Annotated in this window: 16 protein-coding genes; 4 read left to right on the top strand and 12 right to left on the bottom strand. The window is 72.6% G+C overall.

The window, feature by feature from the left end; genetic code table 11:
- Window positions 1-2: 2 nt before the first annotated feature.
- The 5 genes from ACZ3KP_RS34090 to ACZ3KP_RS34070 all read right to left on the bottom strand — a co-directional run bounded on the left by ACZ3KP_RS34090 (window position 3) and on the right by ACZ3KP_RS34070 (window position 7,541).
- The gene (locus tag ACZ3KP_RS34090) at window positions 3-968 is read right to left on the bottom strand and encodes an HpcH/HpaI aldolase/citrate lyase family protein (RefSeq protein WP_132893194.1); all 966 of its coding nucleotides are present in this window, start codon (window positions 966-968) and stop codon (window positions 3-5) included.
- A complete protein-coding gene (locus ACZ3KP_RS34085; protein WP_467504276.1) occupies window positions 965-3,013 on the bottom strand; it encodes a protein meaA in 2,049 nt (682 codons plus the stop codon). The genes ACZ3KP_RS34090 and ACZ3KP_RS34085 overlap by 4 nt, the downstream gene beginning before the upstream one ends.
- Window positions 3,014-3,030: 17 nt before the next feature.
- Window positions 3,031-4,374, bottom strand: a complete 1,344-nt coding sequence (gene ccrA, locus ACZ3KP_RS34080; RefSeq protein ID WP_358980040.1) for a crotonyl-CoA carboxylase/reductase — start codon at window positions 4,372-4,374, stop codon at window positions 3,031-3,033.
- Window positions 4,375-4,780: 406 nt separating this feature from the next.
- Window positions 4,781-5,599: a TetR family transcriptional regulator gene (locus ACZ3KP_RS34075; protein WP_358980038.1), complete on the bottom strand. Its 819-nt coding sequence runs from the start codon at window positions 5,597-5,599 to the stop codon at window positions 4,781-4,783.
- A gap of 136 nt (window positions 5,600-5,735) precedes the next feature.
- The gene (locus ACZ3KP_RS34070; RefSeq protein WP_467504274.1) at window positions 5,736-7,541 is read right to left on the bottom strand and encodes a 3-hydroxyacyl-CoA dehydrogenase family protein; all 1,806 of its coding nucleotides are present in this window, start codon (window positions 7,539-7,541) and stop codon (window positions 5,736-5,738) included.
- A gap of 379 nt (window positions 7,542-7,920) precedes the next feature.
- Here ACZ3KP_RS34070 and ACZ3KP_RS34065 point away from each other — a divergent pair, with 379 nt between their 5' ends.
- On the top strand, window positions 7,921-8,496 hold the full coding sequence (locus tag ACZ3KP_RS34065) for an adenylosuccinate lyase (RefSeq protein WP_467504272.1): 576 nt from the start codon (window positions 7,921-7,923) through the stop codon (window positions 8,494-8,496).
- A gap of 20 nt (window positions 8,497-8,516) precedes the next feature.
- On the opposite strand, the gene ACZ3KP_RS34060 is transcribed toward ACZ3KP_RS34065, so the two are convergent.
- The 4 genes from ACZ3KP_RS34060 to ACZ3KP_RS34045 all read right to left on the bottom strand — a co-directional run bounded on the left by ACZ3KP_RS34060 (window position 8,517) and on the right by ACZ3KP_RS34045 (window position 11,355).
- Window positions 8,517-8,915, bottom strand: a complete 399-nt coding sequence (locus tag ACZ3KP_RS34060; RefSeq protein ID WP_467504270.1) for a RidA family protein — start codon at window positions 8,913-8,915, stop codon at window positions 8,517-8,519.
- Between the two features lie 57 nt (window positions 8,916-8,972).
- Window positions 8,973-10,538, bottom strand: a complete 1,566-nt coding sequence (locus ACZ3KP_RS34055; protein WP_467504269.1) for an alpha/beta hydrolase — start codon at window positions 10,536-10,538, stop codon at window positions 8,973-8,975.
- 332 nt (window positions 10,539-10,870) lie between these two features.
- Window positions 10,871-11,044, bottom strand: coding sequence for a hypothetical protein (locus ACZ3KP_RS34050; protein WP_467504267.1), 174 nt, complete (start codon window positions 11,042-11,044; stop codon window positions 10,871-10,873).
- A gap of 56 nt (window positions 11,045-11,100) precedes the next feature.
- Complete coding sequence (locus ACZ3KP_RS34045; RefSeq protein WP_467504266.1) at window positions 11,101-11,355, bottom strand: response regulator transcription factor; 255 nt, start codon at window positions 11,353-11,355, stop codon at window positions 11,101-11,103.
- A 350-nt stretch (window positions 11,356-11,705) separates the two neighbouring features.
- Between ACZ3KP_RS34045 and ACZ3KP_RS34040 the strand changes: the two genes are divergently transcribed.
- Window positions 11,706-12,503, top strand: a complete 798-nt coding sequence (locus ACZ3KP_RS34040) for an alpha/beta fold hydrolase (protein WP_467504265.1) — start codon at window positions 11,706-11,708, stop codon at window positions 12,501-12,503.
- A 15-nt stretch (window positions 12,504-12,518) separates the two neighbouring features.
- On the opposite strand, the gene ACZ3KP_RS34035 is transcribed toward ACZ3KP_RS34040, so the two are convergent.
- From ACZ3KP_RS34035 to ACZ3KP_RS34025, 3 genes are read right to left on the bottom strand one after another with little or no spacing between them, the layout of a single operon-like run.
- Complete coding sequence (locus tag ACZ3KP_RS34035; protein WP_467504263.1) at window positions 12,519-12,932, bottom strand: acyl carrier protein; 414 nt, start codon at window positions 12,930-12,932, stop codon at window positions 12,519-12,521.
- Window positions 12,933-12,977: 45 nt separating this feature from the next.
- Window positions 12,978-13,967 (bottom strand): macrolide 2'-phosphotransferase, encoded by a 990-nt coding sequence (locus tag ACZ3KP_RS34030; RefSeq protein ID WP_467504261.1) that lies wholly within the window; start codon window positions 13,965-13,967, stop codon window positions 12,978-12,980.
- Window positions 13,964-15,325 (bottom strand): MFS transporter, encoded by a 1,362-nt coding sequence (locus tag ACZ3KP_RS34025; protein ID WP_467504259.1) that lies wholly within the window; start codon window positions 15,323-15,325, stop codon window positions 13,964-13,966. The genes ACZ3KP_RS34030 and ACZ3KP_RS34025 overlap by 4 nt, the downstream gene beginning before the upstream one ends.
- 395 nt (window positions 15,326-15,720) lie before the next feature.
- Here ACZ3KP_RS34025 and vioD point away from each other — a divergent pair, with 395 nt between their 5' ends.
- Together vioD and ACZ3KP_RS34015 are read left to right on the top strand one after the other, a co-directional pair.
- Window positions 15,721-16,833 carry a capreomycidine synthase gene (gene vioD / locus ACZ3KP_RS34020; RefSeq protein WP_467504257.1) on the top strand — a complete coding sequence of 371 codons (1,113 nt, stop codon included), beginning with the start codon at window positions 15,721-15,723 and terminating at the stop codon, window positions 16,831-16,833.
- Window positions 16,833-18,944 carry an amino acid adenylation domain-containing protein gene (locus tag ACZ3KP_RS34015; RefSeq protein ID WP_467504255.1) on the top strand — a complete coding sequence of 704 codons (2,112 nt, stop codon included), beginning with the start codon at window positions 16,833-16,835 and terminating at the stop codon, window positions 18,942-18,944. The genes vioD and ACZ3KP_RS34015 overlap by 1 nt, the downstream gene beginning before the upstream one ends.
- The last annotated feature ends 5 nt before the right edge of the window (window positions 18,945-18,949 follow it).

The raw sequence follows: 18,949 nt of genomic DNA, 5'->3' as shown, positions 1-18,949 counted from the left end.
GCTCACGCCTCCGGGATCTCGAACTTCGACGTGCGCTGCATGCCCGCGGCCCGGCCCTTGCCGGAGATGACCAGGGCCATCTTGCGGCTGGCCTCGTCGATCATCTCGTCGCCGAGCATCGCGGAGCCCTTCTTGCCGCCCGCCTCGGACGTGTAGTAGTCGTACGCGTCCAGGATCAGCTCGGCGTGGTCGTAGTCCTCCTGCGACGGCGAGAAGATCTCGTTGGACGCCTCGACCTGGCCCGGGTGCAGCACCCACTTGCCGTCGAAGCCGAGCGCGGCGGCCCGCCGGGCCACCTCGCGGTAGCCCTCGACGTTGCGGATCTGCAGATAGGGGCCGTCGATCGCCTGGAGGTTGTTGGCGCGGGCGGCCATCAGGATCTTCATCAGGATGTAGTGGTAGGCGTCCGCCGGGTAACCGGGCGGCTGCTCGCCCACGACCAGCGACTTCATGTTGATGGACGCCATGAAGTCGGCCGGGCCGAAGATGATCGTCTCGACACGCTGGGAGGCCGTCGCGATCTCGTTGACGTTGTTCAGGCCCTGCGCGTTCTCGATCTGCGCCTCGATGCCGATCTTGCCGACCTCGAAGCCCATGGTCTTCTCGATCTGGGTCAGCAGCAGGTCCAGGGCGACCACCTGCTGGGCCGTCTGCACCTTCGGCAGCATGATGCAGTCCAGGTTCTGGCCGGCCCCCTCGACGACCGTGACGACGTCGCGGTACGTCCACTCGGTCGTCCAGTCGTTCACGCGCACCACGCGCGTCTTGCCGGTCCAGTCGCCCTCGTTGAGGAACTTGACGATGGTGTGCCGCGCCTCGGGCTTGGCGAGCGGCGCGCACGCGTCCTCCAGGTCCAGGAAGACCTGGTCCGCCGGGAGACCCTGCGCCTTCTCCAGGAAGCGCGGGTTCGAACCGGGTACTGCCAGGCACGAGCGCCGCGGACGGAGACGGTTGACGGGCGTCGTCATGCGGGGACCTCCAGAGGGTCGAGCTGGTTCGCTTTCCGGATCTCGTCGACGATGCGGCCGATGATTCCGGTGATGTCGAAGTCCTTCGGGGTGAAGACCGCGGCCACTCCGGCTTGCCTGAGCTGCTCGGCATCACCGTTCGGGATGATGCCACCGGCGATCACCGGTATATCTGTGGCACCGGCCACACGGAGTCGTTCCAGGACGTCCGGGACCAGCTGGGCGTGGGACCCGGACAGGATGGACAGGCCCACCGCGTGCACGTCCTCGGCGAGCGCCGCGTCCACGATCTGCTCCGGGGTGAGCCGGATGCCCTGGTAGACCACCTCGAAGCCGGCGTCCCTGGCCCGTACGGCGATCTGCTCGGCGCCGTTGGAGTGCCCGTCGAGACCTGGCTTGCCGACCAGGAACCTCAGCTTGCCGCTGCCCAGGTCGCGGGCGGTGGCGTCCACCTTGGCGCGCACCCGCGCCAGCGCCGAGCCCGCCTCGACGGGGACCGCGACGGGAGCCGAGGAGACCCCGGTCGGCGCCCGGAACTCGCCGAACACCTCACGCAGGGCCCCGGCCCACTCACCGGTCGTCACGCCTGCGCGGGCGCACTCCAGGGTGGCCTCCATGAGGTTGTCGGTGCCCTTGGCGGCCTCCTTCAGGCGCTCCAGGGCCTTGCAGGGCCGCGGGTGGTTGAACGGCGGCTGGTAGCGCGAGTCGCGCCAGCGCCCGATCGCCTCGACGACCCGCGCCTCGACCGCCGGGTCGACGGTCTGGATGGCCGTGTCCAGGTCGGCGGTGAGCGGGTTCGGTTCGGTGGTCTCGAAGATGTTGACGCCGACGATCTTCTCCTGGCCGGACTCGATCCGGGCCCGGCGCTCGGCGTGCGAGGAGACCAGCTGCGACTTCAGGTAGCCCGACTCCACGGCGGCCATCGCGCCGCCCATCTCCTGGATCCGGTCGATCTCGGCCAAGGAGTCCTCGACCAGCTGGGCGACCTTCTTCTCGATGACGTGCGAGCCCTCGAAGATGTCCTCGTACTCCAGCAGGTCGCTCTCGTGGGCGAGCACCTGCTGGATGCGCAGCGACCACTGCTGGTCCCAGGGCGTCGGCAGGCCGAGCGCCTCGTTCCAGGCGGGGAGCTGCACGGCACGCGCGCGGGCGTCCTTCGACAGCGTCACCGCGAGCATCTCCAGGACGATCCGCTGGACGTTGTTCTCCGGCTGCGCCTCGGTCAGCCCGAGCGAGTTGACCTGGACGCCGTACCGGAACCGCCGTTGCTTGGGGTCCTCGATGCCGTACCGCTCGCTGGTGATCCGGTCCCAGATGCGGCCGAACGCGCGCATCTTGCACATCTCCTCGACGAACCGGACGCCGGCGTTCACGAAGAAGGAGATCCGGGCGACGACGTCGCCCATGCGCTCCTGCGGCACCTGGCCGCTGTCCCGCACCGCGTCCAGCACGGCGATGGCGGTGGACATCGCGTACGCGATCTCCTGGACCGGCGTGGCGCCCGCCTCCTGCAGGTGGTAGCTGCAGATGTTGATCGGGTTCCACTTCGGGATGTGGGAGACCGTGTACGCGATCATGTCCGTCGTCAGGCGGAGGCTCGGCCCCGGCGGGAAGACGTGCGTCCCCCGGGACAGGTACTCCTTGACGATGTCGTTCTGGGTGGTGCCCTGGAGCTTGGTGATGTCCGCGCCCTGCTCCTCGGCGACCACCTGGTAGAGCGCCAGCAGCCACATCGCCGTGGCGTTGATCGTCATCGAGGTGTTCATCTGCTCCAGGGGGATGTCCTGGAAGAGGCGGCGCATGTCCCCGAGGTGCGAGACGGGCACGCCCACCCGGCCGACCTCGCCGCGGGCGAGGACGTGGTCGGGGTCGTAGCCGGTCTGCGTCGGCAGGTCGAACGCCACCGACAGACCCGTCTGCCCCTTGGCGAGGTTGCGCCGGTACAGCTCGTTGGACGCCTCGGCCGTGGAGTGGCCGGCGTACGTGCGCATGAGCCACGGCCGGTCCTTGGCACGCGCCCCGTCGGCGATCTGACGCTCAGTCATCGATGACCTCGGGTGTCTCAGATGTTGCGGAAGCGGTTGATGGCGTCGAGGTGCTTGGCCCGCATCTCCTCGTCGCGCACGCCGAGGCCCTCCTCGGGGGCGAGGCAGAGCACGCCGACCTTGCCCTGGTGGAGGTTGCGGTGCACGTCGTACGCGGCCTGCCCGGTCTCCTCCAGGGAGTAGGTCTTCGACAGCGTCGGGTGGATCTTGCCCTTCGCGATCAGCCGGTTGGCCTCCCAGGCCTCGCGGTAGTTGGCGAAGTGCGAGCCGATGATCCGCTTCAGGGACATCCACAGGTAGCGGTTGTCGTACTCGTGCATGTAGCCCGAGGTGGAGGCGCAGGTGGTGATGGTGCCGCCCTTGCGGGTGACGAACACGCTCGCGCCGAAGGTCTCGCGGCCGGGGTGCTCGAAGACGATGTCGATGTCCTCGCCGCCGGTGAGCTCGCGGATGCGCTTGCCGAAGCGCTTCCACTCGCGCGGGTCCTGCTCCTGCTCGTTCTTCCAGAACTTGTAGCCCTCGGCGTTGCGGTCGATGATCGCCTCGGCGCCCATCGCCCGGCAGATGTCCGCCTTCTGCGGTGAGGAGACGACACAGATGGGGTTGGCGCCGCCGGCCAGCGCGAACTGGGTGGCGTACGAGCCGAGGCCGCCGCTCGCGCCCCAGATCAGCACATTGTCGCCCTGCTTCATGCCGGCGCCGTTGCGGGAGACCAGCTGCCGGTACGCGGTGGAGTTGACCAGCCCCGGCGCGGCGGCCTCCTCCCAGCTGAGGTGGTCCGGCTTCGGCATCAGCTGGTTGGACTTGACGAGCGCGACCTCGGCGAGACCGCCGAAGTTGGTCTCGAAGCCCCAGATGCGCTGCTCGGGGTCGAGCATCGTGTCGTTGTGGCCGTCGCTGGACTCCAGCTCGACGCTCAGGCAGTGCGCGACGACCTCGTCACCGGGCTTCCAGGCGTTGACGCCCGGGCCGGTGCGCAGGACGACGCCCGCGAGGTCGGAGCCGATGATGTGGTAGGGCAGGTCGTGCCGCTTGGTCAGCTCGCTGAGGCGGCCGTAGCGCTCCAGGAAGCCGAAGGTCGACAGCGGTTCGAAGATCGAGGTCCACACCGAGTTGTAGTTGACGCTCGATGCCATGACGGCGACCAGGGCCTCGCCCGGGCCTAGCTCGGGCAGCGGGACCTCGTCGAGGTGGATCGACTTGCGGGGGTCCTTGTCGCGGGTCTCCAGACCGGCGAACATGTCCGTCTCGTCCTTGTGCACGGTGATCGCGCGGTACGACTCGGGGAGCGGCAGGGCGGCGAAGTCGGCCGGCGTCGAGTCCGGCGACTGGATCGCGTCCAGGATGGCCTGAGTGGTCACGGTGTTGCCTCCGGCGATGCGCGCCCCTTGCGGGAAGGGGCGCTGAGGGTTACGTCGGTGCTGCTGAGGGTTTCGGGGTGCGTGCCGTCGGTTCGGCGGTGGTGGTGCTGCGGCGGCGCTTTGTGGCGCGGGAGGGTGCCTGTGACGCAGGCGTCCGACGGGGGAGCTGGTGTGCTCACCGGGACAGGCCGGACTCCCTCAACGTATGACACCGCGTGTCATGCCGCAAGGCACTGAGTGCCAGATCTTCCCCTCAGATGAAATCTTTACGTAACAAATGAGCGATGATCGATCGAACGGCAGTGAAAAGCTGCCTGAAAAGGGCCTCTGACATGCCAAAACGGCCACCCGGGCGGGTGGCCGTCGTCACAGGCACGGAGTGTCGCGGGACACTCCGCGTGAGGGGTCAGCGTTCCTTGAGGGCCTGTTCGATGGTGCGCATGACCTCGTCCAGCGGCGCGTCCGTGCGCGCCACCGTCACCAGCACCTCGCCCTGCGAGAGCGCAGAGGCTCCCGCGGCCGGGGCGGTGCGGGGCGCGGTCTCCCGGCCCGCCCCGATCCCGGTCCCGAACGTCTTGCGCACGATCGCGAAGGCGTGGTCGAGCTGGGCCTCCACGTCGCCCTGGCCGCCCGCCCGCAGCCAGCGCCGCAGCACGTGGTTGTGGGCGGTGACCACCGCCGACGCGGCGACCTCGGCCAGCAGCGGGTCGTCGTTCGCGTCGTCCGCGTGCGCGTGCTCGTCGAAGTGCCCGAGGAGGTAGCGGGTGAAGAGGCGCTCGTAGCGGGCCACCGAGGCGATCTCGGCCTCGCGGAGGGTGGGGACCTCGCGGGTGAGCTTGTACCGGGCGACCGAGATCTCCGGCCGGCCCGCGTACATCTTCATCACTTCCTTGATGCCGCGGCACACGGTGTCGAGCGGGTGCTCGTGCGCCGGGGCCGCGTTGAGCACGGCTTCCGCGCGGACCAGCGTGTCGTCGTGGTCCGGGAAGATCGCCTCTTCCTTGGAGCGGAAGTGCCGGAAGAAGGTGCGGCGCGCGACCCCCGCCGCGGCCGCGATCTCGTCGACGGTGGTCGCCTCGTACCCCTTCGTCGCGAAGAGCTCCATCGCGGCGGCCGCCAGTTCTCGGCGCATCTTGAGCCGCTGGGCCGCCGCGCGACTGCCTGCGGCACTTTCCGGCGCGTCCGGCGTGGCGGGGGTACGTGAGGACTTGGCGGGCTGGGACATGACCCGAACGTACTGCATGTGCGCAGCTTGATGCGCATGTCCGGGGCAACCCCCGCCCGCGGGGAGCGGGGGCGTCCCGGAGGGGTCGAGCAGTCCGCCCCAGTCCTTCTCGTCCCGGAACCAGTCGCCGACGCCGTCAGCGGCGGGCATACTCGCGGAAGCCGCGGCCGGTCTTGCGGCCGAGGCAGCCCGCGGCCACCAGGTGCTCCAGGAGCGGCGCGGGCGCGAGGCCCGGGTCGCGGAACTCCCGGTGCAGCACCTTCTCGATCGCGAGCGAGACGTCCAGACCGACCACGTCGAGCAGTTCGAACGGGCCCATCGGGTAGCCGCCGCCGAGCTTCATCGCCGCGTCGATGTCGTCCAGCGAGGCGTAGTGCTCCTCGACCATCTTGATCGCGTTGTTGAGGTACGGGAACAGCAGCGCGTTCACGATGAAGCCGGCCCGGTCACCGCAGTCGACCGGGTGCTTGCGGATCCTCGCGCAGACCTCGCGCACCGTGGCGTGCACGTCCTCGGCGGTTAGCACGGTCCGCACGACCTCGACCAGCTTCATGGCCGGCGCCGGGTTGAAGAAGTGCATCCCGATCACGTCCTGCGGACGCGAGGTGGCGCGGGCGCAGGCGACCACCGGCAGCGAGGAGGTCGTGGTGGCCAGGACGGCGCCCGGCTTGCAGACCTTGTCCAGCGTCTGGAACAGCTGCCGCTTGACCTCCAGGTCCTCGGCGACCGCCTCCACCGCCAGGTCGACCTGGGCGAAGGAGTCGTAGGAGCCGGCCGGGGTGATCAGGTCCAGCGTCCGCGCGGCGGCCTCGGCGGTCATCCGCCCCTTGCCGACCGAGCGGTCCAGGGACTTGCCGATCCGGGCCTTCGCGGCCTGCGCCTTCTCCTCGCTGCGGGCGGCGAGGACCACCTCGTACCCGGCCTTGGCGAAGACCTCGGCTATCCCGGAGGCCATGGTGCCGGAACCGGCGACCCCCACCGAGGAGACCGTGCGGCCCGGGGTGAGGGCGGCGCCGTCCAGTGGGGTCCCCGCGTCACGGACCACGGTGGCGCTGCCCGGAGCCTCGTAACTGTAGAAGCCGCGCCCGGACTTGCGGCCGTTCAGGCCCGCCTCGCTGAGCTGCTTGAGGATCGGGGCCGGTGCGTGCAGCCGGTCCCGGGACTCGGCGTACATGGCGTCCAGGACGGTTCGCGCGGTGTCGATGCCGATCAGGTCCAGCAGCGCGAGCGGGCCCATGGGCAGGCCGCAGCCCAGCCGCATGGCCGCGTCGATGTCCTCGCGGGAGGCGTACTTCGCCTCGTACATCGCGGCGGCCTGGTTGAGGTACCCGAACAGCAGCCCGTCCGCGACGAATCCCGGTCGGTCGCCGACCGCGACCGGCTCCTTGCCCAGCTCGATCGCGAGGTCGGTGATGGTGGCGACGGCGCTCGGCGCGGTCAGCACCGAGGAGACGATCTCGACCAGCCTCATCGCCGGGGCCGGGTTGAAGAAGTGCAGGCCGAGAACGCGCTCGGGGCGGGCCGAGTCGGCGGCCAGCCGGGTCACGGAGAGCGCGTTGGTGCCGGTGGCGAGGATCGTGTCGGGGCGGACGATGCCGTCCAGTTCACGGAAGATCTGGTGCTTGATGTCGTACGACTCCGGGACCACCTCGATGACGAGGTCGGCGTCGGCCGCGGCCGAGAGGTCGGTTCCGGTGCGGACCCGGGAGAGGACGCCGGCGCGCTCCTCCTCGGTGAGCCTGCCCCGGACGACGGCGCGCGCGGTGGCGGCCTCCAGGGCGGCGTGGGCCGCGGCGGCCTGGGCCTCGCTGATGTCGATGCCGATCACCTCGCGGCCCGCCTTGGCGAGGACCTCGGTGATGCCGGTGCCCATGGTGCCGAGGCCGACGACGGCGACGGTCCGCAGGGGGGACAGGGAAGGGTCGGGCTGGGGAGTGGCCATCGCGGGACTCCAGGAATGAGGGTGACGACTGGAAAGGCGCCCGGGTGCGCCGAGGGGGCGCACCGGGTGCACGGGAGCTGCGTGGAATGCGGGTGTCGCCGGGCTGCGAGCGCACACGCCCGGTGCTGCCGTCGCGGGCGCGCACACGCCCGGGAGCAGCGGATTCCGACCGGCCCTGTCCCGGAGCCGGGCCGGACTGCGGTACGAGGTACCGAACCGACCTTCGTGCTCACGACGGCTGCGTCACCAAACCGTGTGAGCGGTGGCGCGAGTGGGTGACTCGCTCGAATGAGCCTAACCGGCGGGTAACGAGCGCGCCAGCCCCCCGACTTTGTGATGTACGTCCCTCCGCTCCCGCAACCCCTCTACGCTGGGCCTCGTGGACGAAGAGTTGCGATCACTCACGGAGCGTTTGCGGCAGGAGTCGCAGGCAACCCCCGCCTACGACCGGCTTCTTGCCACCGAGGACCACGACGAGCTCGCGGAGGTGCTCACCGCCGCCGGACAGCCCCTGTGGGCCAGGGAACTGGCGGCGTACCGGCTGGGCACGGCCGGCGACCGCCGCGCGTTCGAGACCCTGGTCCTCCTCCTCAACCACCGCGACCCACCCCGCTGCGCCTCCGCCGCGCACGCCCTCGCCCGGCTCCAGGACCCGCGCACCGCCCGCGCGGCCGCCGCCCTCGCCACCAACGAACTGCGGGTCGCCTACGCCCTGCACCCGGTCCGCCTGCTGGTCGAACTGCGCGCGCCGGAGTCGGTCCCGGCCCTCATCACCACGCTCGAGCGCCGGCTGCGCCCGCACGACCCTTACCGCAAGGTCGCCCTCGCCTGCGTCGACGGCCTCGGCACCCTCGCCGACCCCCGCGCCCGCCGCGTCCTGAACGAGGCGCTGGCCCACCCCGCCCTCGCCGAGGCGGCGGTCCGGGCGCTGGCCCGCATCCCCAGGCAGCGGTGAGGCGTCCTCACCGGTGTCGGTCAGTCCCCGACCACCGCCAGCGCCTCCACCTCCATCAGGAACCGCGGGGAGACCAGGGCGGCCACCTGGACGGCCGAGGACGCCGGGAGGCGGTCGTCGGGTATGTGGGCGGCGCGGGCGGTGCGCAGGGCCGGCATATGGGCCATGTCCGTGACGAAATAGGTGAGTTTGACGACGTCGTCGAAGCCCGCGCCGGCCGCGGCGAGACAGCGGCGCAGGTTCTCGAAGACCTGGCGGGCCTGGGCCTCCGGATCGCCCTCGCCGACCAGCTCGCCCTGTTCGTCCAGCGGCAGTTGCCCGGAGACGGCCACCAGCCGGCCGGAGGCCGACACCACGTGCGCGTACTGGGCGGCGGGGGCGACCCCGGCGGGGGCGGTGACGCGGATCGGATCACTCATGCGTCCATGGTGGCCCACGGGTCTGACAACGCCCCCCCCGCGGCCCGGGGGAGCCGTTCAGCGGCGGAAGCCCAGCAGGGCGTGCAGGGTGGAGCCGCGGGAGGACGTCGAGGCCGTCTTGGTGGTGAGCGGTGCCGGGTCGGGGGTCTTCCGGCAGACCGCGTCGGCCGTACCGGAGCCGCGTGGGACCGTGCCGTCCGCCAGGTAGGCGGCGAGGTGGTCGTCCAGGCAGGCGTTGCCGCTGAGCGTGATGCCGTGGTTGCCGCCGCCCTGCTCGACCACCAGGCTGGAGCCGGCGAGCAGCCGGTGCACCGCGACGCCGCCCTGGTAGGGGGTGGCCGCGTCGTCCGTGGCCTGGAAGAGGAGCGCCGGCGGCAGCTGGGCGTTGGCGATGGCGGGCGGCTTCAGCGCCTTCGTCGGCCAGTACGCGCACGTCGCGTTGTACCAGGCGTTGTTCCAGACCATGAACGGCGCCTTCCGGTACGCCGCCCAGTTGTCCTTGCGCCACTGGTTCCAGTCCCGCGGCCAGGACGAGTCCCGGCACTGGACGGCCGCGTACACGCTGTAGCCGTTGTCGCCGGCCGCGTCGACCGCGCCGAAGTCGTCGTACGCCTCGACCAGCGCGGCCGTCTTCTTCCCGTTCACGTACGCCGAGAACGCCTCGGCCAGGTAGGGCCAGTAGCCGTTGTAGTAGCCGCCGGGGATGAAGGTGTCCTCCAGCTCGGAGGCGCCCACCCGGCCGCCCGCGGGCTTCTTCGCCAGCGCCGCCCGCATCGCGTACCACTTGGCCTCGACCTGCTCCGGGTCGGTGCCGAGCCGGTAGGTGGAGTCGTACCTGGCGATCCACGCCATCAGGGCGCGCTGACGGGCGTCGAACGCGTAGTCCTGGCTCAGGTTGTCGTCGTACCAGACGCCTGTGGGGTCGACGACCGAGTCCAGGACCAGCCGGCGCACGCGGTCCGGGTGCAGCCTGGCGTAGACCGCGCCCAGGTACGTGCCGTACGAGTAGCCGAAGTAGCTGATCCGCGGGGCGCCGAGGGCCTGCCTCACCGACTCCAGGTCCTCGGCGGCGCTGACCGTGTCGAGGTACGGCAGCACGTCCGCGTGCTTCTTGCCGCAGGCCGCGGCGAACGACCGGACGCGCTTGAGGTTCGCCTCCTCCAGGGCGGGGGTCGCCGGCACCGAGTCGGGGCGCACCGGCTTGAAGTAGCCCGGCGCGCAGTCGATCGCGGGGCCGCTCCTGCCGACCCCGCGCGGGTCGAAGCCGATGACGTCGTAGCGGGCGGCCACCTGTTTCGGCAGCGCGGACGCCACGAAGCCCGCCAGGGACAGCCCGCTGCCGCCGGGGCCGCCGGGGTTGACCAGCAGCGGACCCAGTGCGGCGGCCGCGGTGTGCGGGACGCGGGAGAGGGCGAGCGTGATCTTCCTCCCGCCGGGGTCCCGGTGGTCGAGGGGCACCGTGACCGTGCCGCACTGCAGCGTGGGGTAGTCGGTGGTGCCGCACTTCTTCCAGGCCACCGGGGGCGTCCGGACGGCTGCTCGGGTGGTGGCGCTCGCGGGCGGGGCGGTGAACGACCCGGCCACGACCGCGGCGGCGCACAGCACGGCCGCGCGTGTTCGCATGGAGCCTCCCAGGACGCGGGGATCGCGGACCGCGCGTGTCACGGTCCTGGCCGCATCGTCCCGGGGGCAGGGTCCGGAAGAACCTGTTCAGATGATGAATGACCCGAATGGGCCGAGGGGTGCGCCCGAACGCCCTCGGGCGCACCCCCGCGTACAGCCGCTCGTAGCGCCGTGCCAGATGGGTATGGTGGGCGGCGAGCCGGCTCATGAACCACTCCCGGGCCCCGGAGGGGCAGGTTCACATCCTGTCGTCCGGCAACGGCCAAGGCCCGGTCGCGCCGCGGCGGGGGAGTCCGCGGCGTGACCGGGCCGGTGTGCCGTCCCGGCGGGGCTCAGCCGCCCCAGGACGTGTCGTCGCAGCGGATCTGCGGCAGACAGTCGGCCGTCGTCACGGACGACGGCCGCGCGGGCTGCGCGTGCTGGGCGACCCCCATGAACCCGAATGCCACAAGGGCGGTGACCGCCGCACAGAACCGGACACGCCGTGCGCAGATCAGACGCTTCATCACCAAATCTCCTGTACTCGTGCTTCGTTGCCCGTTCGTCGTGCTTCGTGCGCTGTTCAGTCGCGGCGGGCCGGCTCGGCTTCCGCAGTGAGCGAGCCTGCCATCAAGGGCAGGGCACACAGCAGCAACTGCATGCGGTTTCGTGCGCCGGTCTTCGCCCGGATGCGACGGATGTAGGTGTCCACGGTGTGGCGGCTGAGTGCCATGCGCTGGGCTATCGCGTCGTACGTCAGCCCGTCCGCCATGTGCACCAGCACCTGTCGCTCCCGTCGGCTCAGTGGCGCGGCCGGGGCGGTGACAGCGTGGTCCATTCGCTTGCAGCCCTCCTGGTCGTGAGGCGTGTAGCCGACTCCGAAATCGCCGGACCGTGCATGGGTGGTGCCCGGTCCGGTCCGGTACGGGCGGGTCGGGAGAGGGGGTCCCGAGCGATGCCCGGAGAGCCCTACCCGCCGGGCCGGTCCCTCCGGGAGGAAATCCTGGCTCGGGAGCGGGGTCCAGCGGGGCGCGAAGCCGGGTCATCAAGCTGCCGTGCAAGAAGAGGAGGACTGAACAAACCGGGGCAAACGTGCGAAGCGGTGACCTGCACCGCTCTACCATGGCCGCTGTGCGGCGGCCGGTGTGCTCCGGCCGTGCGCGCCGGGACCGACTGCGGGGAGGGCATGTGCGGACAGTGCGGGTGGCGGGTGCCGAGTTCGACGTACGGGACGAGGGCGAAGGGGACGCCGTGCTGCTCGTGGCGGGCGGCGGGGTCTCCGGGCGGGTCTGGGACCTGCACCAGGTGCCCGCGCTGCGCGCGGCCGGTTTCCGGGTGCTCACCTTCGACCGGAGGCCGCTCCGGAATCCGCGGGCGGCGCCGGATCCGCGCACGGCCGCCGTCGAACTGCTCCATCTCCTCGCGGAGTTGGACCTCCCCCGATGCCGTGCCGTCGGTGTCTCCGCCGGGGCCGAGGTCGTGCAGGAGCTGATGCTCGCCCGGCCCGGCCTGGTGACCGGGGCGGTGCTGATGGCCACGCGCGGCCGCGGCGACCTGTCCGGCAGAGCGATGGCCGACGCCGAACGGGAGCTGGCTGCCGCCGGGGTGCGGCTGCCGCCGCGCTACGCGGCGTGGCAGCGCGCCGTACTCAACCTGTCGCCCGCCACCTGGCGGCGCGAGGACGAACTGCTCGACTGGCTCGACCTGTTCGAGGCGGCCGAGCGTGCCGGGACGGCCCCGGTGCCGGTCCCGGCCGACGGCGAGCCGGCGGACCGGCTCGCCGCGCTCGGCCGGGTGGCCGTCCCGGTCCTCGTGCTCGGCTTCGAGCACGACCTGATCGTGCCCCCGTGGCTGTGCCGCGAGGTCGCCGCGGCCCTGCCCTCGGCGCGCTACGCCGAAATCGCGGACTGCGGGCACTACGGGTACCTGGAGCGGCCCGCGGAGGTGAACAGCGCGCTGCTGGAGTTCCTCACCGGCGCGCCCTGACCGGGGCCGTACCGGTCAGCGCGGTTCGCCGGACTCGCGCAGCACGTCCCCGAGCAGCCGGTGAGCCAGGGCCAGCCGCTCGCTCGCGGACAGTCGCGCCAGCGCCGGCCACAGCACGTCCGCGCCGCCCGTGGACACGGCGCCGGTCGCCGCGGCGACCGGCGCCGGCGACGGGGCGTCAGCCGCCTCGGGAGCCTCGGGGGCGACGGCCGCGGCCGGGGCGGTGAGCAGGCCGGCGACCGACAGGGCGGTCAGCAGGTCCTGGAGTGCGATCTCCCAGCCGTGGTCGTGCTCCAGGGAGCTGACCAGGCGGGCCGCGTCCAGCGAGGATCCGCCCAGTTCGAACCAGCCGCCGTCCAGGTCCTCCTGGCCAAGGTAGGTGCGGGCCAGCTTCAGGGCCTGGGCGTGCATGTCGTCCGTCGGGGTCATCGCTTCGTTCTCCTTCTCGGTCGGATGGAACCGGGTACAGGGCGGTCAGGGCAGGGCGGGGGTGTCCGGGGCGGGGTGGATCGCCGGGTCCGGCGGGGTGCCGGACTCCGGGGGTGGCGCGGCGAGCCGTTCCCGGGCCACGGCGGTGAACGCCGGACGGCCGGTCCGCACGCCCAGCAGGCCCACGTGGGCCCAGCGGAACGACGCCCGCAGCAGTACCCGTTCGCGCAGGCCCGGCTGGGCGGTGCCGCCGCTTCGCCGGTACGCCGACAGCAGCCGGTCGAGCAGCGGGCGGCCGCCCGCGAGGTACGGGTCGACGAAGTCCGCCGCCGGATCGTCGAAGGCGGCGTTCGTCCAGTCCAGGACCCCGGTCACCGCGTTCGAGCCGGGGCCGATGAGGGTGTGCCCCGGATGCATGTCGCCGTGCGTGAGCCGGGCCTGGTGGGCCCAGTGCCGGTCGTCGTCCAGCCAGCACCGCCAGTGCGCGTACCAGCGCTCGGGAAGCGGCACCGCGGTCCGGGCCTCCCTGAGCGTCCGGGCCAGATCCTCGCGCGCCAGGCCCGGTTCGCGCGGCGGGACGCCCGCGTCCACGGCCTCCTCCACGGGCACCCGGTGCAGGGCGGCGAGGGTCGCCGCGAGCGAGGTCACGTACCCGGTGCCGGGCCGCCCGCCGCCCGCCGCGGGGTGCCACTCGTAGCGCAGGGCGGCCGGGTCCTCGAATCCGGCGGGGGCACCCCCGAGCCTGCGGTACGCGATGAACGCGCGGTCGGCGTGCTCCCAGCGCGGCACCGCCACCGGCAGCGCGGACCTGACCGCCGTGAGGACGGCCGCCTCCACGGCGATCCGGTCGGCGCTGCGGCTGCGGCGGGGCAGCCGCAGGATCCAGTCCGCGCCCTCGGTGTCCTCGACCTCGACCACCCGGAAGTCCCAGCCCGCGTCGTTGAGGACCGCCGTCCCCGGGCGCAGGGACAGTCCCCGGGAGGCGGCCGACTCCAGGGCGGCGGCGAGCACCTCGCGCGGGTCGGCGGCCGTCACGCGGAGGCCGTCCGGTCGTCGCCCGCGCCACCGGCTCCCGGGACGGACGCGCTCTCGCCGGAGCCGTCCGCGTCCCGCCGCGCGGTGCCGGTCAGCGAGCCGCCCAGGACGTAGTCCTCGGGGATGTCGCGCAGGGTGCGCAGCGGCGAGCAGTAGATCCACAGGAACGACAGGGTCGTCGCGAGGCCCGCGATCCACAAGGTGGTCCGGGCGCCCAGGAGTTGGCCGAGGAGTCCGCCGAGGACCGCGCCCAGGGGCAGGGTGCTCCACACCAGCAGCCGGTTGAAGGCGCTGACCCGGCCGAGCAGCCGGTCCGGGGTGATGGACTGGCGGAAGGTGACGACGATGACGTTGTAGACGACCATGCCCGCCGAGGAGACGAACAGGCCCACGCTGACCAGCGAGAGCCGCCACCCGGTGGCCACCAGCGGCACCATCGTGAAACCCGCGCCCGCCACCAGGGTGGCCGTCCAGATCGCCGGCCCGTGTCCCAGCCGGCGCGCCGCCCTGGCCGCCAGCACCCCGCCGAGCAGGCCGCCGATGCCCTCGAAGGTCAGCAGCAGACCGATGACGCCCGCGCTCAGTCCCAGATCACGGGCGAGCAGGACCGGGATCATCGGAGTGCCCACGGCCCAGAAGAGGTTGAAGCAGGCGGTGCTGAGGGAGGTGCGCCGCAACAGGACGTCGCCCAGGACCGCGCGCAGTCCCTCGGCGGCGTCCTTCCGCCACGAGACGGGCTTCCCGTCGGCGTGGCCGGGCAGCGGCTCGCGCCCCCGCACGAGCAGCACGCAGACCGCCGACCACAGATAGCCGCCGACCGACACCAGGACGGCCACCGGCGCGGCCAGCGCCTGGACCAGGGCGCCGCCGAGCCCCGGGCCTGCGGCCTGGGCCGCCGACTGGACCACCTGGAGCCGGGTGTTCGCGTCGATCAGCCGCTCCCGGGGCACCAGTGAGGGTACGTAACTCGCGTACCCCACCTCGAAGAAGACGGTGAGCAGGCCGAACACGAAGGCGACGGCGATGAGCTGGGCGGCCGTGAGCAGGCCGGTCCACCAGGCGATCGGGATCCACAGCAGCAGTGCGGCACGGGCGACGTCCGTGGCCAGCAGCAGCGGGCGCTTGCGCACCCGGTCCGCCCACACGCCGGCCGGCACGCCCGCCAGCAGGTAGGGCAGCGACTCGGCGGCCGACAGGGCCCCCACCTCCAGCGGGGAGGCGTGCAGACTGACCACCGCCACCAGCGGCAGGGCCAGCGTCAGGATCTGCGTGCCGAATTGACTGATGCTGTCCGCGAGAAAGATCTGACGGAAATCACCCAGCCGCAGAATGCTGTCGGCCGGAATTTTTGGGCGCATGGCAGTAATAGTGCCATGGGAAACTCGACAGGTCACTAGTGCGTGGGCGCGAGGAGTGCGAAAGCGGCCGACCGCCGGGCGGCCCGGTCGGCCTCCGGCGGTCCCGGTACTCCACCGGGAGACCGAGAGCACCGCAACCACGTGCTAAAACAGGCGACTTGGCTGGCGAGTGCCGGTGGCCGGAGGCGGGGGCGGCCCTGTCACGTACTCGCGTTACTTGTGACCGTCACGCACCTGTTGATGTAATTGGGGCAGTCGCCACCGATTTCCTCCCCGCCGATCCGAGGCGCATTGTCGGTGCCCCGGACTCGCCGTTCACCGATTTCCACGAGCCCTTATCCCATGAGGTTTTCTTCGTGTCACGGACTCGAATTGAATTCAACGCATCGCGCCATGTGGAGCCTCCGGTACTGGAGGAGTGGTACCGGCGCAGGCTCGGCCGGGCCGAGCGCGACATCAGCTCCAGCGGAGTACACCCCTACACCTACGCCGAACTGCGTCGGCTGACCGGACTTCAGGCGACGGACCTCGACGGCATCCTCGTCGACGACAGCACCTCACAGGGCTCGCCCGAGCTGCGCCGGGCCATCGCCGACCGCTACCTGCCCGGCGGAGCCGACCGCGTCATGGTCACCCACGGCTCCAGCGAGGCGATCGCCCTGACGCTGGAGACGCTGCTCGGGCCCGGCGACCGGGTGGTACTGCCGGACATGCTCTACCACTCGCTCGCCCACTACCCGCGGGCGGCGGGCTGCGTCCTGCACCCCGTGCCGCTGGACGCGTTCACCGCCGCCGACACCGACCCGCGGGCCCTGGAGCGGACGATCCCCGCGGACACCCGGGCGGTGATCGTCAACTTCCCGCACAACCCGACGGGTGTCACCCTCACCGACACCGCGTACCGCAGGCTGCTCGACCGGGTCGAGCAGATCGGCGCCGTCCTGGTCTGGGACGCGGCGACGGCCGAGATGAGCTGGGACGGGCCGCCGCTGCCCGACCCCGGCACCCGCCACCCACTGACCGTCAGCTACGGCACCTTCTCCAAGGCGTTCGGCCTGCCCGGCCTGCGCGTCGGGTGGTGCGCGGCGCCCGAGGAACTGATCGAACGCAGTTTCACCGTGCGCGACCGCACCACCCTCTTCCTCTCGCCGCTGGTGGAGGCGGTGGCCACCGCCGCGATGCGCTCCGCGGACGCTCTGATCGCCCCCCGCCGGGCCGAGGCCCGCGCCAATCTGACCGTGCTGGAGAAGTGGGTCGCCGACCACCAGGGTCTGGTCGCCTGGACGCCGCCGGGCGGAGGGGTCTGCTGTCTGCTGGAGCTGCCCGGCGTCACCGACTCCGAGCGGTTCTGCGTCGAACTCCTGGAGGAGTACGGCACCTTGCTGGTCCCGGGCACCGCCTTCGGCCGCGAGGGCGCCGTACGGCTGGGATTCGGCGGTGACCAAGGGGAGTTCACCGAGGGCCTGGACACGCTCTCCGCCTTCCTGCGCGCCCGGGCCGGCCGGTGATGGCGGCCTCCGGCACGGCGGGCGGGGCCGATGCCCTGTCCCGGCTCTGGCACGAGGTGCGGGCCGCGCACGGCGGCCGCCCCGCGCTCACCGACGGGCAGCGCACCATGACGTACCGTCAGGTCGACGTGGCCGCGCGGGCCGTGGCCGGCCGGCTGACCGCCGCCGGGGCCGGTCCCGGCCGGTACGTGATGCTCCACGGGCTGGCCCCGATGGACGCCGTCGTGGCCATGCTGGGGACGCTGGCCGCGGGCGCCGCCTTCGTCGTCCTGGAGGAGGGCCTTCCCGACGCCGCCCGCGCCGCCCGCTGCGCCCGGGTCGACGCGGTCCTGCTCGCCGGCCGCGGCTGCGCGCCGCACGGGACCGCCAGCCCGCCCTGGACCGATCTGGGCCCCCAACTGGACGGCACGGCGCACGAGTCGGCGCCGGACCCCGACGGCGGCGGCGCCCCGACCGCCGGCCGGTCCCGCGCGGCCCGGGTCGGCGGGGCGGTGTCCGACCGGCCCGCGTACGCCATGTTCACCTCCGGATCCACCGGCGAGCCGAAGGCCGTCGGCATCGGGCGGGAGGCGCTGCACGGCTTCGCGCTGGCGGCCGCCGCCCGGCTGGGCCTCGGCCCCGAGGACCGATGGCTCCAACTGGCCTCCCTCGGCTTCGACGTGGTCGTGGAGGAGGTGTTCCCCGTCCTCGCCCGCGGCGGGACCGTCGTCTGCCGTCCCGGCACCGGGGTACCGGACCCGGAGGAACTGCACGGCATGCTCGGCGCCCTCGGCGTGACCACCGTGGAGCTGTCCACCCAGTACTGGCGCGAGTACGCGCACTGGCTCGACGTCCGGGGCGAGACCACCCCCGCCCCGCTGCGCCGGGTGCTGGTCGGCGGCGAGCGCATGGACCCCGACGACTGGCGGCGCTGGGAGCGGGCCGGGCGCGCCGGGCTCGTGCACGTCTACGGGCTGACCGAGTGCACGGTCACCTCCACCATGTACGAGGGGCCGCTGCCGGACGACGCCCCCGAGGTGCCGATCGGCACCCCCCTCGCCAACGCCGAGGTCAGCGTGCGCGACTCCGCCCGGCGGCCGGTACCGCCCGGCACCGTCGGGGAGATCCACATCGGCGGGCCCTCACTGGCCTCCGGCTACCTCGGCGATCCGGAGCAGACCGCGCGGCGGTTCGTCACCGGCCCGGAGCCGGGCGACGGGCGGCTGTACGCCACCGGCGACCTCGGGCGGATCCTGCCCGACGGCGCTGTGGAGTTCCACGGCCGGGTGGACGACCAGATCAAGATCCGTGGTCACCGGCTCGAACCGGCCTCGGTGGAACGGCTGCTGACCGCCGACCCCGAGGTCGCCCAGGCCGTCGTCCTGCTGGACGCCCGGACCCGCGGTTCCCTGCTGGCCTGTCTGGTCCCGGCGGCCCCGGCCGCACCCGCGGACGGCGTGCTGCCGGTCACCGCCGGGCAGCGCGCCCGGCTGCTCGCCAGGGTCACCGCCGAACTGCCCGGCTGGGCCGCGCCCCAGCAGTTGTTCTGGACCGGGTCCCTGCCGAAGAACGACCACGGCAAGGTGGACCGCCGCGCGCTCGCCGCGACCCTCCTGACCGCGCATGCGACGCCCGCCGCGCAGGGGTCGCCCGCCGCGCAGGGGACCGCCGCGCAGGGGACCGCCGCGCAGGGGTCGCCCGCCGCGCAGGGGACCGCCGCGCAGGGGACCGCCGCGCAGGGGACCGCCGCGGCCGGGACCGCCGTGGCCGGGGCCGCCGCGACCACGGAGCCGGACCTCACGACCGGCGTGCCGGACGGCGGCGTCGGCGTCCCCGGCACGGACCCGGGCGGGCGGGAGACGCTCGACACCGTGCTGCGGCACTTCCGGGTGCTGCTGGCCGACCCCGGGCTGGAGCCCGACGCCGACTTCTTCGCCAGCGGCGGCCAGTCGATTCTCGCCATGCGCCTGGTCACCGAACTCCGCGCCGACTTCCCCGGGACCGTCGGACTGCGGGCCACGACCGTCTTCGACCATCCGACACCCCGCCGGCTCGCCGAGTGGCTCTCCTCGGCACGGACCCGCCCCCGCGCGGTGCCGACACCGTTTCCACCGGCCGTACGTAAGGACTGAACTGT

The organism is Streptomyces sp. NPDC020958 (genome assembly GCF_055562175.1).
Note: the sequence above shows the minus strand (reverse complement) of the source record. Positions and strands in the feature narration are given on the sequence as shown.

Excerpts from the sequence above, each read along its gene's own strand:
- ACZ3KP_RS34070 (WP_467504274.1), bottom strand. The coding sequence starts at position 7,541 with ATGGCCACTCCCCAGCCCGACCCTTCCCTGTCCCCCCTGCGGACCGTC.
- ACZ3KP_RS34035 (WP_467504263.1), bottom strand. The coding sequence starts at position 12,932 with ATGACCCCGACGGACGACATGCACGCCCAGGCCCTGAAGCTGGCCCGC.
- ACZ3KP_RS34075 (WP_358980038.1), bottom strand. The coding sequence starts at position 5,599 with ATGTCCCAGCCCGCCAAGTCCTCACGTACCCCCGCCACGCCGGACGCG.
- ACZ3KP_RS34050 (WP_467504267.1), bottom strand. The coding sequence starts at position 11,044 with ATGAAGCGTCTGATCTGCGCACGGCGTGTCCGGTTCTGTGCGGCGGTC.
- ACZ3KP_RS34060 (WP_467504270.1), bottom strand. The coding sequence starts at position 8,915 with ATGAGTGATCCGATCCGCGTCACCGCCCCCGCCGGGGTCGCCCCCGCC.
- ACZ3KP_RS34055 (WP_467504269.1), bottom strand. The coding sequence starts at position 10,538 with ATGCGAACACGCGCGGCCGTGCTGTGCGCCGCCGCGGTCGTGGCCGGG.
- ACZ3KP_RS34090 (WP_132893194.1), bottom strand. The coding sequence starts at position 968 with ATGACGACGCCCGTCAACCGTCTCCGTCCGCGGCGCTCGTGCCTGGCA.
- ACZ3KP_RS34025 (WP_467504259.1), bottom strand. The coding sequence starts at position 15,325 with ATGCGCCCAAAAATTCCGGCCGACAGCATTCTGCGGCTGGGTGATTTC.
- ACZ3KP_RS34085 (WP_467504276.1), bottom strand. The coding sequence starts at position 3,013 with ATGACTGAGCGTCAGATCGCCGACGGGGCGCGTGCCAAGGACCGGCCG.
- ACZ3KP_RS34045 (WP_467504266.1), bottom strand. The coding sequence starts at position 11,355 with ATGGACCACGCTGTCACCGCCCCGGCCGCGCCACTGAGCCGACGGGAG.
- ACZ3KP_RS34015 (WP_467504255.1), top strand. The coding sequence starts at position 16,833 with ATGGCGGCCTCCGGCACGGCGGGCGGGGCCGATGCCCTGTCCCGGCTC.